This window comes from Streptococcus sp. 121 (assembly GCF_016458205.1).
In the GTDB taxonomy this organism is placed as follows: domain Bacteria; phylum Bacillota; class Bacilli; order Lactobacillales; family Streptococcaceae; genus Streptococcus.
In genome coordinates, this window is the sequence record NZ_JAEMED010000025.1 from 19,573 (window position 1) to 31,263 (window position 11,691).

The 11,691-nt window shown below is 45.4% G+C and carries 16 protein-coding genes and 2 pseudogenes; 4 read left to right on the forward strand and 14 right to left on the reverse strand.

Translation table 11 applies throughout. The features are described from left to right. Position 1 precedes the first annotated feature (1 nt). The 8 genes from JEQ21_RS06230 to JEQ21_RS06265 form a co-directional block, all read right to left on the reverse strand. Positions 2-304: a YlxQ-related RNA-binding protein gene (locus tag JEQ21_RS06230; RefSeq protein ID WP_196092183.1), complete on the reverse strand. Its 303-nt coding sequence runs from the start codon at positions 302-304 to the stop codon at positions 2-4. After that, entirely contained in the window at positions 297-593 is a 297-nt protein-coding gene (gene rnpM / locus JEQ21_RS06235; RefSeq protein WP_196092182.1) for an RNase P modulator RnpM, read from the reverse strand. The genes JEQ21_RS06230 and rnpM overlap by 8 nt, the downstream gene beginning before the upstream one ends. An 8-nt stretch (positions 594-601) precedes the next feature. Beyond that, entirely contained in the window at positions 602-1,852 is a 1,251-nt protein-coding gene (gene nusA / locus JEQ21_RS06240) for a transcription termination factor NusA (RefSeq protein ID WP_199364572.1), read from the reverse strand. A 43-nt stretch (positions 1,853-1,895) separates the two neighbouring features. Continuing rightward, complete coding sequence (gene rimP / locus JEQ21_RS06245; RefSeq protein ID WP_196092180.1) at positions 1,896-2,393, reverse strand: ribosome maturation factor RimP; 498 nt, start codon at positions 2,391-2,393, stop codon at positions 1,896-1,898. Positions 2,394-2,506: 113 nt separating this feature from the next. Next, positions 2,507-3,148, reverse strand: coding sequence for a tRNA (guanosine(46)-N7)-methyltransferase TrmB (trmB, locus tag JEQ21_RS06250; RefSeq protein ID WP_196967403.1), 642 nt, complete (start codon positions 3,146-3,148; stop codon positions 2,507-2,509). Then, the gene (gene ccrZ / locus JEQ21_RS06255; protein WP_196092178.1) at positions 3,145-3,939 is read right to left on the reverse strand and encodes a cell cycle regulator CcrZ; all 795 of its coding nucleotides are present in this window, start codon (positions 3,937-3,939) and stop codon (positions 3,145-3,147) included. Before ccrZ ends, trmB begins: the two co-directional genes overlap by 4 nt. A gap of 39 nt (positions 3,940-3,978) precedes the next feature. Then, the gene (locus JEQ21_RS06260) at positions 3,979-5,034 is read right to left on the reverse strand and encodes an ABC transporter permease (RefSeq protein ID WP_199364573.1); all 1,056 of its coding nucleotides are present in this window, start codon (positions 5,032-5,034) and stop codon (positions 3,979-3,981) included. After that, on the reverse strand, positions 5,027-5,761 hold the full coding sequence (locus tag JEQ21_RS06265; protein WP_199364574.1) for an ABC transporter ATP-binding protein: 735 nt from the start codon (positions 5,759-5,761) through the stop codon (positions 5,027-5,029). The genes JEQ21_RS06260 and JEQ21_RS06265 overlap by 8 nt, the downstream gene beginning before the upstream one ends. Positions 5,762-5,875: 114 nt before the next feature. Here JEQ21_RS06265 and JEQ21_RS06270 point away from each other — a divergent pair, with 114 nt between their 5' ends. Further along, positions 5,876-6,298: an HIT family protein gene (locus tag JEQ21_RS06270; protein WP_196967406.1), complete on the forward strand. Its 423-nt coding sequence runs from the start codon at positions 5,876-5,878 to the stop codon at positions 6,296-6,298. Then, the gene (locus tag JEQ21_RS06275; protein ID WP_199364575.1) at positions 6,295-6,624 is read left to right on the forward strand and encodes a hypothetical protein; all 330 of its coding nucleotides are present in this window, start codon (positions 6,295-6,297) and stop codon (positions 6,622-6,624) included. The genes JEQ21_RS06270 and JEQ21_RS06275 overlap by 4 nt, the downstream gene beginning before the upstream one ends. 132 nt (positions 6,625-6,756) lie before the next feature. Here the strand turns inward: JEQ21_RS06275 and JEQ21_RS06280 are convergent, their stop codons facing one another. Next, positions 6,757-6,921, reverse strand: a complete 165-nt coding sequence (locus JEQ21_RS06280; protein ID WP_199364576.1) for a hypothetical protein — start codon at positions 6,919-6,921, stop codon at positions 6,757-6,759. Between JEQ21_RS06280 and JEQ21_RS06285 the strand changes: the two genes are divergently transcribed. Further along, positions 6,920-7,888, forward strand: coding sequence for an aromatic acid exporter family protein (locus tag JEQ21_RS06285; RefSeq protein WP_196092173.1), 969 nt, complete (start codon positions 6,920-6,922; stop codon positions 7,886-7,888). The genes JEQ21_RS06280 and JEQ21_RS06285 overlap by 2 nt on opposite strands. Positions 7,889-7,961: 73 nt before the next feature. Here the strand turns inward: JEQ21_RS06285 and lytR are convergent. The 4 genes and pseudogenes from lytR to JEQ21_RS06305 form a co-directional block, all read right to left on the reverse strand. Continuing rightward, a pseudogene (lytR, locus tag JEQ21_RS06290) lies at positions 7,962-8,951 on the reverse strand (glycopolymer--peptidoglycan transferase LytR); the annotation flags it as partial. Beyond that, positions 8,944-9,480 carry a GNAT family N-acetyltransferase gene (locus tag JEQ21_RS06295; RefSeq protein WP_199364578.1) on the reverse strand — a complete coding sequence of 179 codons (537 nt, stop codon included), beginning with the start codon at positions 9,478-9,480 and terminating at the stop codon, positions 8,944-8,946. The gene JEQ21_RS06295 and the pseudogene lytR, both read right to left, overlap by 8 nt. Beyond that, entirely contained in the window at positions 9,467-9,913 is a 447-nt protein-coding gene (gene tsaE, locus JEQ21_RS06300) for a tRNA (adenosine(37)-N6)-threonylcarbamoyltransferase complex ATPase subunit type 1 TsaE (protein ID WP_196092186.1), read from the reverse strand. Before tsaE ends, JEQ21_RS06295 begins: the two co-directional genes overlap by 14 nt. Before the next feature lie 29 nt (positions 9,914-9,942). Further along, entirely contained in the window at positions 9,943-10,551 is a 609-nt protein-coding gene (locus JEQ21_RS06305; protein ID WP_196967411.1) for a DUF1361 domain-containing protein, read from the reverse strand. Positions 10,552-10,636: 85 nt separating this feature from the next. Between JEQ21_RS06305 and JEQ21_RS06310 the strand changes: the two genes are divergently transcribed. Continuing rightward, positions 10,637-11,452 carry a Cof-type HAD-IIB family hydrolase gene (locus tag JEQ21_RS06310; protein ID WP_196092169.1) on the forward strand — a complete coding sequence of 272 codons (816 nt, stop codon included), beginning with the start codon at positions 10,637-10,639 and terminating at the stop codon, positions 11,450-11,452. Here the strand turns inward: JEQ21_RS06310 and JEQ21_RS09930 are convergent. Next, positions 11,447-11,691: pseudogene (locus tag JEQ21_RS09930) on the reverse strand (hypothetical protein); the annotation flags it as partial. The gene JEQ21_RS06310 and the pseudogene JEQ21_RS09930 overlap by 6 nt on opposite strands.

The following is an 11,691-nucleotide window of genomic DNA, read 5'->3' on the forward strand; positions in this document are numbered from 1 at the left end:
TCTAGCTCATAATGGACCTCATTTTTTTTGCAAATCCGGAGTCGACCACACTGAGCACCTTCCGTTGGCGCCCGATGGCCAGACTCAATTCTTGGGTTGAAAATTGATCGACTACTGTTTTTTTATAGTAGCGACCTTTATCCTCAATGGTCTTACGAAGATTAGGGCCAGCATCTTGTGCCAAAAACACTAATTGTGCTTGATTACTTTGAATGCTTTTTATGACTAAATCTTCACCGGAAACGAGCTTACCTGCTCGCTGGGCCAGACCTAAAAGGTTTAACAACTGTTCTTCCTTATTCAAGTCCTAACTCTCTTCGTTTCAATTTGCGATCAACAAAAGCGATCAGTTCATCGTAAAATTCTTCGGGAATTTCCTGACGAAAACTGCGATCAAAGACCCTTCTTTTCTTAGCCTGGGCTGCTTCTTCATTATCAAGCTTAATATAAGCCCCCCGACCATTGGCCTTACCAGTTGGATCAATGCTGACCTGACCATCCTTGGTTCGAACGATCCGCAGCAAATCACGCTTGTCAATCACTTCTCCGGAGACAAGGGACTTCCTCAAGGGAATCTTTCTTACTTTGGTCATCTTCTTTCCTATTCGTCGTCACTATTTTCAGCAGCTGCTTCCTCCGCAAGGAGTTCTGCTGACTCCCCCTCGAAGACCTCTTCTTCAAGAGCTACCAATTCTTCCGCTTCCTGTACTTCAACAACCAGTTCGGTCTCAAGGACTTCTTCCTCAGCCTCCACTAGTGCGGCCTCTTCCATGGCCTCGAACTCTGATGCTGATTTAATGTCAATCTTAAAGCCAGTCAGACGAGCTGCTAAGCGGACATTTTGACCACGACGACCAATGGCCAAGGACAATTTGTCATCTGGTACAACCACCAAGGCCCGTTTGCTGTCTTCTTCATCAAAAATAACTTGATCCACTTCAGCAGGTGCCAGTGCATTGTAAATAAACTCAGCTGGATCACTGACCCATTCGATCACATCAATGTTTTCCTCAGTCGGAATCCATTTTTCCAATTTAGCATCGTAACGGGCAGGGCGGAACTTGCTAGTGATCTTCTTAATATTGCTTCCACCACGACCTACGATCGTTCCAATAGCATCCACATTAGGATTGTGACTCCGAACAGCAACCTTAGTCCGGTCTCCGGCCTCACGAGAGACGGCCATAATCTCCACTATCCCATCGTAAACTTCTGGAATTTCTTGCTCCATCAAGCGTTTAATCATCTGCGCGTGGCTACGGCTAACGTAAACATTGACACCTTTAGGGTTGTCTTCAACCTTATCCACATAGACTTCAATGCGATCGTGAGAAGCGAAGACTTCCCCAGGAACCTGGTCCTTACGAGACATTTGTGCCTCAATGCTTCCCAAATTGATGTAGATGAAACGGGCATCAAAACGCTCCACGGTACCACTCATAATCTCATTCTCATGCTCTTTATAGGTGTTATAAGTGATCAAGCGCGTTTGCTTACGCATTTTTTCCATAATGGTCTGCTTTGCAGACTGGGCAGCCACTCGACCAAATTCTGTTGGAGACTCTTCAAACTTGATTTTGTCTCCAAGCTCATAGGCAGCATTAATGGCCAATGCATCTTTGAGGCTGATTTCCAAACGGCTATCAAAGACCTCATCTACGACTTCCCGAACAGTGTAAACCCGGAAATCGGCTTTCTTTTCATCGAATTCGATATGGACACTGTCAGCTTGGCCATAGCGACGGCGATAGGCAGATCGAAGAGACTCAATGACCGCATCTACGATATCTTCCTTCTTAATCCCCTTGTCTTCTTCAAGGATGCGGAAAGCTTCCGCCATTTCTTTACTCATGCGTTACTTGCTTTTGGTTCCCCAAAAGCTCCTTTCTTTTAAACTAAAATTTTACAGCTAAACGGGCTTTTGAAACCAATTGATAAGGAATCTCCACCTGCTTCTTCCGAGTTTTATCCATGTATTCCATTTGCAAGTTCTCCCCATCAAAAGACAAAAGATCCCCTTCAATCTGCTTTTTCTTATCAATTGCTTGATACAGACCGACATGGATGTAAGAACCAACTGCAGCCTCCAGTGCTTCCGGCGTCTTCAAAGGCCGCTCTAATCCAGGACTAGACACTTCCAAGTAATAATTCTCGGGGAAGGGATCCGGTTCAATAGTATCCAGGAGCGGACTAATCAGGTCTGTCAAATCAGCCGTATCTTCAACTGTGATCCCTTCCGGCTTATCCACAAACACACTCAAGACCATGTCTCCGCCCAGCTTGGCATACTCCACGTCCACCAATTCAAAGGGCTCTGGAATCTGACCTTCCAACACCTGGTTCACCTGTTCAACAATCGTTGCGATAAGAACACCTCCTTTTTCTACAAACAAGAGGCGAAGATTTCTCTTCGCCCCCTTTCACATTTCTTTATTCTGTTTAAATTATACCATAGAAATTCCCAAAAGCAAGAATTTTACCAGCAGAAAGAACGTTTTCTGTTCCCTTATTCTGGGAAATGCGCTTCCAAACGGTAGATGACCTGTCCTTTACTAGAAAACTTCTCTTCATATTCTGTCCGGACATTGCCCTCAATTTCACTGGCGTGAAGATCCAACCAGACACCATCCAAAATCATGCCAAATTGTGACATGGATACCAGACTATATTCGAACAAGCCCCGGTTGTCGGTCTTGAAATGGATTTCTCCTTGGCTTGGTAAAATGGCTTGATAGGTTTCCAAGAAAGACTTGTAGGTTAAACGTCGCTTTTCATGGCGTTTCTTTGGCCAAGGATCTGAGAAATTCAAATACAAGCGCTGGATTTCACCAGGCTCAAAATAATTGGTCAAAGAATCTCCATCCACCCATAGGAGGCGGATATTTGGAACACCGGTTGCCAACACCTTATCCAAAGCGTAACTGAGAACCGATTTTTGAATATCAATCCCAATAAAGTTAATATCTGGATGATTCTTGGCCATCCCTGATACAAACTGCCCCTTCCCAGAACCAACTTCAATGTAGATGGGGTTGTCATTCCCAAAAATGTGCCGCCAATTCCCCTTGGCACTCTCCGGCTCCAAGACCACATACTCTGGGTGCGCTTCTAGTAGCTCCGTCGCACCTTTTCGATTTCGAACTCTCATATTCCCTTTCCAAAGCGTGTCCGGAAATTCCGCAAAGCGTAAATTTCCCGGTTTGCATTTTCCATATCTGAATTGGCATAGTACTTGCCAATTTGATCTAGGTATGAAAACTGGGCATACCAGTATAGCTTTTTCAATACCTTTTCATTATAACGGTAGCCATAGTAGACCAGCCACTCTTGCCAACGAGCTTCCGGAATATAGTGACTCAAAATATGCGCCACATCAAACATCCGATCCGTCAACCGCACAGAGTCCCAATCCACCAAATAAATTAGACCACTGTCTGTTTCAATCCAATTGCTGTGGCGGACATCCCCATGTACAATTGTTGCATGATCCTCACGAAAACCAGGAGCACTGGTCCGCAAATCATCCACCACCTCTTGCAAGAATTGGTTCCGTCGCAAGTTTGCATGGACCGACTCCCGCCATGAATTCAACAAATCAATCGGCGTTTCCAACTGCTGACCTAAACTAGTCAGCTGAACCATCAAATGCCGTGACCTGTGAAGACGCGTCAAAATATTGATAATCTGCTTCTTCCCCATCTCCCCAGGCGTCAAAATTTTACCGTTTAACCAGCGCTGAAGTGTCAAAACCTGACCATCCGGCAATCGTTTACTCGACAACAGCTGAGGAGCAATCTGCTCTTGAGCCAGACCCGCCAAAATCGGACTTGTATTCAACTTGGCAAAAACCACTCGCCCATCATCGTAGGTTCCCTTAAAGGCATTCCCACTTTTTCCAGCAAGAGGCGTCAAGGTTAATTCTTGATCCATCCCTTCCATATTTTCCTCCTTGAAAAAATCTTCTTCATTCTATTATTTTTAGACATCCGCGTCAACTAATCCTCTTAATTTATAAGGAATGTAAAGCCAAAGAAGAGCAATCATGGCAAGCAAAAAAATCCCAGCTTCTAAAAAGGCTCCTCTGCTCAACAGAACCAGCAAAGACAAAAGCAGACTAAAGGTCCCCAACTGAAACTGCAAGAGCCGACGAAGTCCGGCCGCCTTGGACGCAACACCGTACGGAAATAGCTCTGTCATTACCTGACCATTCTGACTATGAAACAAAGCCAGCAACTGGAAATACAAGAGATAATTCGCCACAAAGGCCAAACCAGCCGCTAACCAACCTTGAGGAACAAAGATAAGAGCCAGCAAAGCCAAGATCTGCAACCGCAGCCAAACCCCATAATAAGGCCCCTTCCGCAAAAAAGACCGTAAAAAGAGACTATACCATGGATTAGACTGCCCCCGCTCTAAGATTGGAAGGAAGGGATTCCAATAAGCCCGCATCCGCACGCGCTCTTCAATTCCCTTAACCTGAGTAAAAAGCGAGAAAAAGCGTAAAATTCCTTGCGTCCGCCCCTGCTCTTCTTCAATCCAAAAAGTCCAGTCCACAGGTCCCGCCTGCCTCAAGACCCGATAACGCCGCTGCAGCAAAATCTGCTGCAGCAAGGCGCCCAAACCAAATGCCACTAAGGCTGGCCACCAAGAACCATAGGCAACCCACCACAGGGGTAGGAATGCTGCAAAAATGAGGACGGCCCGCAGAATCTGACTCTTTGAAGTCCGTCTGTAAACCAACTGCAACCATTGCTTGACTGCTTCCTCCTGCACCAACAGAAAATACTCATCCCCCCTGCGCATATAGGTCGCCATACGCATGGGCCAAAAAGCGAAGAGAGAAAAGACAGGTACGAACCAGGCTAAGCCAACTTGATAAGGCCTCGGCTCCACCAAAATCTCCCTGTATTGGGTTAGGGCTAGGCCTAATAAAAGAAAAAGAAAAAGAACAAAATGGTCATTGAAAACATAACGGGCATAGCCCACCAGCTCTCCTCGAAACTTTTTTCGCCGTCGCCGAAATAAATCACGCATGCGCTTCCTCCTGGGTAACCTTCAGGTAGATATCGTGAAGGCTCTGTCCTGGCATCTGAAATTGTTCTTGAATCGCTGCTAGACTCCCCTCAGCTAGCACTTGACCTTGGTGGAGGAGGATGTAGCGATCACAAACCCTTTCGGCTGTATCTAAGACGTGGGTAGACATCAAAACTCCCTTCCCTTTTTTTCTTTCTTCCAAAAGAAAATTTAGAAGATCTTCAATGGCTAGAGGATCTAAACCCAAAAAGGGTTCATCCACAATGTATAGGTCCGGTTCCACAAGAATCGCACACAAGATCATAACCTTCTGTTTCATTCCCTTAGAGAATTCGGCAGGCAACCAATCCAGACGTTGATCTAGACGAAATCGCTGAAGATAAGGTTGAAGTCGCTCCAAGGCTTGGTCCAAATCCTTGTCATAGGCCATAGCTACAATCTCCAGATGCTCCCGCAGGGTTAATTCCTCATAGAGCATGGGACTTTCTGGAATATAACCAATTTTCTTGCGATAAGCTACCGCATCCGTTTGAAGCTGCTGGCCCTCCAACAAAATTTCTCCCGAATAGGGATGCAAAAAACCAATAATTTCTTTAATCGTTGTTGATTTTCCCGCTCCATTCAAGCCAATTAGACCCACAATTTCATGGTTTTGAACGGAAAAACTCACATCTTTTAAGACAGGAAGATTAAAATACCCTCCTGTTATGTGATTCACTTCTAACATAAATCCTCCATTTTTGCTATACTTAGGAGAGTAAGCTAGGAGATGTTAAGACTCCTAAGCTTTCTTTCAATCACAACCATTATATCAAATGGCAAGAGAGAAAAGGAGGAAAAGATGGACTGTCTTTTTTGTAAAATCGTTGCCGGAGAAATCCCGGCCAGTAAAATCTATGAAGACGAGCACATTTTGGCTTTTTTGGATATTTCCCAAACAACCCCAGGCCACACGTTAATTATCCCCAAAAAGCATTACCGTAATATTCTCGACTTAGACCCACAGGTAGCTCAGGATCTTTTTGGACAAGTACCTGCCTTGGCCCGTCGTTTGAAAAATGCTGTTGGCGCCCAAGGAATCAATGTGCTCAACAACAGTGAAGAAGCTGCTGGCCAAACAGTCTTCCATACCCATGTTCACTTACTCCCTCGGTTTGAGACTGGAGACGGTCTAGAGATTCAATTCCAGACCCAGGAACCGGACTTTGAGCACCTAGCGCAGCTAGCCCAGAAAATCCGGGAAACCCAGGAGGAAGCCTCATGAGTTTGATTTCAACCATCCTATTTTTGAGTGCCGCAAAATCTTCCTACGAACTGGTTCTAAACCGTAAGGAGTTAATCGCCAACGCCAAAGAAGTGGCTAAAGAAACTAGTCGTATCAACACTCTCCAGGCTCAACTTAAAGACCAACTGCAAATCCTTCAACAGGAAGCCCAAAAAGTCGCTCCTCTTGCCAAGGATCTTGCCTATAAAACACAGGCCTTTGGGTTGGAAGCCCAAGCTAGAGCCGAACAAATTCAAGCACAGATGGAGCAAGCCCAAGCGCGCGTAGATGAACTCAAAACGAAAACAGACTCAAAAAAATCCTAGTATGGTCTTTTAGTTTACTTTTAGTACAAAGCAGCGAGTCGTAGACAGTACTGAAGTACGGCAAGACGAGCTAACACAGTAATAAAAGATAAACTAAAAGAGTATATTGCTTTTTTCAATTGAGGATGTCTGTTATTGATCTGCCAAATCCATTTTGACCTCCGATTTAAACGAAATCGGAATAGCTAATACAACCCCCGTGATTTTTCCAGAAGAACCTTCCTCAAACACAACTGTTTGGTTATTCTTCACGAGAACTGTCACAGGGGTTTCTCTCGTTCCCAGAAAGGTTGTCATGCCCCTTTTTCAACGCACTTTAAAACTTACCCTAGCCACCTGCCTAGCCGCTTTTCTAGCCAGTTTTCTCGGAGCTAATTATGCCATTACAGCTGGCATCATCGCCATCCTCAGTGTATCAGAAACTCGTAGGACCACTTTCAAACTAGCCTATCAACGTTTTCTTTCGTCCCTCCTAGCACTCATCCTGGGGAGCCTGGTTTTTTCTTTTCTCGGATTCCATATTTGGTCTCTCGCTCCATTCTTATTGCTCTACATCCCACTGGCATATCGCTTTCGCCTCGAAATCGGAATCACTCCTAGTACCGTTTTAGTCACCCATTTACTTCTAGAACAGAGCATTGCCCCTTCTCTTTTAGCCAATGAAATCCTCATATTCTTAATCGGGAGCCTTTCAGCCCTCCTCGTTATTCTCTACATACCCGATCGCCAACAGGAGTTGGATCACTACCATGATCAGGTGGAGGAACTGCTCCGCAGTATCCTCAACCGCTTTGTCTATTTTCTTAGAAGCGGGGATGGGAGGAACGACGCCAAACTGGTCCGTACCCTGGATGATGAACTCCACCAAGCGCTGGAAATCGCCTATCTAGATCAATCAGACCAAATCCTTAACAAAAACTACTACCACGTGGCCTACTTTGAAATGCGGCAGGCTCAAAATTATATCCTGCAAGATATGGCACGCAATATCAACAGTTGCCAACTCTCTGTCCAAGAAAGCCAAATTCTAGCGGACCTCTTCCAAGACGTCGCAGATCAACTCAGTCAACTGAACCCAGCACAGGACTTGCTTGATCAGATTGAAAACTATCTGGAAACCTTCCGCAAACGCCCTCTACCACAATCCAGGGAAGAATTTGAAACCCGTGCTGTCTTACTCCAGCTTCTCAAGGACCTCCAACAATTTGTCCAATTAAAAGTGGACTTTGCCAGCCAATATCCAAAACAAGTACCAAAAAAGTAGCTCGCTAATTGCTGAGCTACTTTTTTGATTATTCAACAACTGGTTGGGGCTCGACGTATTCAGGTGTGATTCCTCCACCATTTAATTCATCGAGGGTAACCGCATTGGTTTTCAGTTTATCGAGGGTTTCTAAGCCAAGAGAAGTCCGTAATTTATTTTGCATTTCTAAGATGTGGTCTGATTCCACAATCTGATAGCTACCGCCATCTGCAAGGGTTGCATCTTCTCCTCGGAGTTGTTCTTGCTTCATATTCCGGAAGGCGTCTTGGTAGGCCAAGAGTTTTGGAATACTGTTGGAAGAAAGGTCAATGCTGGTCTGCATATTGTTGCTGACGGCACCGAGGATTTCTTTATAGTGACTGACACTATTAAGGCTGAGCACTTTTTGCACAACTTTTTGAATCACTTCCCGTTGGCGTTTTTGACGGCCATAGTCACCCTCAGGATCTTGGTACCGCATCCGGGCATAAACCAGCGCTTGATCTCCATTGATGTGTTGTTTCCCTGGTTTGACGGTAGCGGTATATTCAGGTTCTTGCTCCTCAATGGAGATTGGGAAGTCAAAGGTGTTGTTCACTTCAATCCCACCAACTGCGTCCACCAGCTCCACCAAACCCTGCATATTGATCATGACATAGTGGTCGATGGTAATATTCATCAGGGACTCAATGGTCGGGATTGCCAATTCGGCACCGCCCATAGCGTAGGCCGCATTCAGTTTGGCCTCCATCACCTCGCCTTTTTGCGAAATCTTGGTCAAGATATCCCGCTCTAAACTCATCATCGTTGTTTGATTGGTATCTGGATTAACCGTCACCAAAAGCATGGTATCACTATTTCCTTCCCAAGGATCTGACCGAGAACCACTTCCCGTATCTACCCCCATTAAGAGCATGGTCATGGGTTCTGCATTTTCAATAACATCGGATTGCCGTCCAAAATTCTGAAAGGTTTTCGCTAACTGACCCGTTGATTGGAAGTAAATGGTTCCCGCATAGGTTCCTATCCCCACCAAGGTAACTAAGAGTAACGATAAAAACAATTTAATATTCTTCTTAAACATGATTTTCCCTATCTATCAAGAGGCCCATGAGAAGGACCGTTTCATAAGATCCGTCCTCTAGCCGGATTGCTTCCTCCTGCCGCCCCTCATATGAAAAACCGAATTTCTCATAAAGCGCACGCGCAGCCTGATTTCTTTCTTGGACATTTAAGGTTAAACGCCGAAGGGATGGGGTTTCTGCCAACCAGTCAAAGACCAGTTCAAAGAGCATGCCCCCGACCCCATGACCCCAATAAGCCTGCCCAACAGCCACAAACACCTCTCCCACATGACTCATGCGCGGATTGGCATCTGTGGACAAATGTAAGATACCAATCACTTCTTGGTCCAAACGGGCTAACAAGAAGAGACGTGATGGATGATTGGCACTTGATTCCAAATAGTCAGCCAACTGATCTTGCGACAAATCTAAGCCCCCAGGTTCCAAACTGGTCAAATCACTCTCACTCGCCACCTGCTTGAAAAATTCTAGTAACTCACCGGCGTCTGAGTCCTGAGCCTCCTCAATCGTCAACTCATGCGAGGTCATGGATCCACTCCTCTAACAACTCTTGGCTACGCGAGCCAACCGCATAGGAATCCAAGTTACGCCCCTGGTCCGCATGAGACAAGGTCAACTGGAGATAATCCTCCGGTAAAGCCTGCTCCAAAAGTTCACCCCACTCAATGACAGTCACCCCTTCCCCGAAAAGAAAGGCATCGAGGTCAATCGAATCTGGATCTCCATCTATCCGATAAACATCCAGGTGGTAAAGAGGCAAGCGCCCCTCATATTCACGAACAATCGTGTAGGTAGGACTCTTGATCATTTGATCAATCCCCAAGCCCCGCGCAATCCCTTTGGTAAAAGTCGTTTTTCCTGCCCCAAGATCTCCTGACAAGACCAGAACGTCTCCCTTCTCCAGTAGGGCACCTAATTTTTCGCCCCAGTTGATCAGGGTTTCTTCATTTTGAATTTTCATCATAGTTTCCATTATAGCAAATTCCCCTCTTACTTCCTACCGCGAACCCAATCATCCGCGAGTAAAAAAAGGCACATGAATTGCAAGGTGGTAAATCCAAGTACAAAAACACTGTGCTCCCAACTAAAGACATCCAAAAATGTCTGGACTACCAACTGCGGGCGCGTAAAGACGTCCCACGAATTTAAGCGAGGATACCGCCCCATGGTAATGGCGATACTAGAGAGTCCTGCCAAACCAAAGGTCGCAACTCCCTCCTGCCAGGGCTTGAGTTTCCAGTGGGAACGAATTAAGCGCCAACTTTCGATGCCCGTTAGAACGCCAAAGAAAATGGCGAAGACAAAGGCAAAAAAGAGCTTCTGGTTGGCTCGATTGTAGAGAACATCCCCCACCCAATGCATGTGCACCAAATCCGTCACCATGTAAAAGGTGTTTGGGAAAAATAGAAGCCAAAGCAGGGCAGAGGCCCATCGCAACAGGCGGTTTTGGGTCACTTTTGAAAACAGGGCAAAGTCTAGGGCTGTCAAGGCCAAAAACATATTCCAGGTTAGGTTGGGGCCTTCTTGCTGTAGGAGCGTGAGGACCCCGAAGATGCCTATAAAGGCTAGATGATACATGATAAAAATACGTTTATACATAGCGCCTCCCAATTTCGTCTTCTCAGTTTACCATGAAAATCCTAAAATTTGCTATACTGGGTAAAAGCACAAAACTGGAGCATGTATGGATACAAGTAAAATTATTGCCCTCGATCTCGACGGGACCCTCTTAAATGATCAACAACAAATTTCCTCTAAAAGTCAGGACGTTCTCAAAAAGATTCAGGACCAAGGGCACAAAATCATCATTACGACCGGTCGTCCTTACCGATCAGCCCTCCCCTACTACCAACAATTGGAACTAGAGACACCCCTTATCACCTTTAATGGAGCTTTGACGACACTTCCCGGGAAAAAATGGGTTCATGAAAAAGAATATACCATCGACAAGTCCTACTTGGTCGACTTGGTCGACCGTCAAGAGGAAGTCCAGGCTGACTTCATTGTTAGTGAATACCGTAAGAAATTCTTTGTCCACCAACAAGATGTCAGCAGCCTGGATCCACAATTACTAGGGGTGGACAAAATCACAGCACAACACCAGCTGATTCCACAAAAAATCACCAAGAACCCCAATGCCATCCTTTTTCAAACCCGCTTTAAAGACAGCGATGGCCTGGCCCAAGAATTGATGAACTATTATCAGGGGGAAATGACCGTCAGTTCCTGGGGTGGACCCTACAATATCCTCGAGTGCACCCCTAAAGGGGTGCATAAGGCCAGAGCCCTTAAGTACCTCTTAGACCTTTACCAAAAACAACCAGCTGAGTTGATTGCTTTCGGTGATCAACTCAATGACAAGGAAATGTTGGCTTTTGCTGGAACTGGTTATGCTATGCAAAATGCCAACACCAAACTAATAGACTATGCCGACCAACAAATCCAATGGACTAACCAAGAAGACGGAGTCGCTCAACAGTTAGGACAACTCTTCCTATAAAATCGAATACTTCCTTCGTAAAGCAGAGGCTGGGCAAAAACTAGCCAATAATTGAAAAATCACAGATAATTTGTACTTGGTTTTCGCCAAAAGATACAAATTTGTCTGTGATTTTTCTTTATCTTTTTCATATTGGACTAACCTCTTAGTCAATTTTGTAAGATTCATGCTCATTAAGAGGAGTCCTAACTCTGTTTCCACATTTTGATTTCCTCGAACATGAACTCGGCGCACGCCAA

Excerpts from the sequence above, each read along its gene's own strand:
- rnpM (WP_196092182.1), bottom strand. The coding sequence starts at position 593 with ATGACCAAAGTAAGAAAGATTCCCTTGAGGAAGTCCCTTGTCTCCGGA.
- nusA (WP_199364572.1), bottom strand. The coding sequence starts at position 1,852 with ATGAGTAAAGAAATGGCGGAAGCTTTCCGCATCCTTGAAGAAGACAAG.
- trmB (WP_196967403.1), bottom strand. The coding sequence starts at position 3,148 with ATGAGAGTTCGAAATCGAAAAGGTGCGACGGAGCTACTAGAAGCGCAC.
- ccrZ (WP_196092178.1), bottom strand. The coding sequence starts at position 3,939 with ATGGAAGGGATGGATCAAGAATTAACCTTGACGCCTCTTGCTGGAAAA.
- JEQ21_RS06260 (WP_199364573.1), bottom strand. The coding sequence starts at position 5,034 with ATGCGTGATTTATTTCGGCGACGGCGAAAAAAGTTTCGAGGAGAGCTG.
- JEQ21_RS06265 (WP_199364574.1), bottom strand. The coding sequence starts at position 5,761 with ATGTTAGAAGTGAATCACATAACAGGAGGGTATTTTAATCTTCCTGTC.
- JEQ21_RS06270 (WP_196967406.1), top strand. The coding sequence starts at position 5,876 with ATGGACTGTCTTTTTTGTAAAATCGTTGCCGGAGAAATCCCGGCCAGT.
- JEQ21_RS06275 (WP_199364575.1), top strand. The coding sequence starts at position 6,295 with ATGAGTTTGATTTCAACCATCCTATTTTTGAGTGCCGCAAAATCTTCC.
- JEQ21_RS06285 (WP_196092173.1), top strand. The coding sequence starts at position 6,920 with ATGCCCCTTTTTCAACGCACTTTAAAACTTACCCTAGCCACCTGCCTA.
- JEQ21_RS06280 (WP_199364576.1), bottom strand. The coding sequence starts at position 6,921 with ATGACAACCTTTCTGGGAACGAGAGAAACCCCTGTGACAGTTCTCGTG.
- JEQ21_RS06295 (WP_199364578.1), bottom strand. The coding sequence starts at position 9,480 with ATGACCTCGCATGAGTTGACGATTGAGGAGGCTCAGGACTCAGACGCC.
- tsaE (WP_196092186.1), bottom strand. The coding sequence starts at position 9,913 with ATGAAAATTCAAAATGAAGAAACCCTGATCAACTGGGGCGAAAAATTA.
- JEQ21_RS06305 (WP_196967411.1), bottom strand. The coding sequence starts at position 10,551 with ATGTATAAACGTATTTTTATCATGTATCATCTAGCCTTTATAGGCATC.
- JEQ21_RS06310 (WP_196092169.1), top strand. The coding sequence starts at position 10,637 with ATGGATACAAGTAAAATTATTGCCCTCGATCTCGACGGGACCCTCTTA.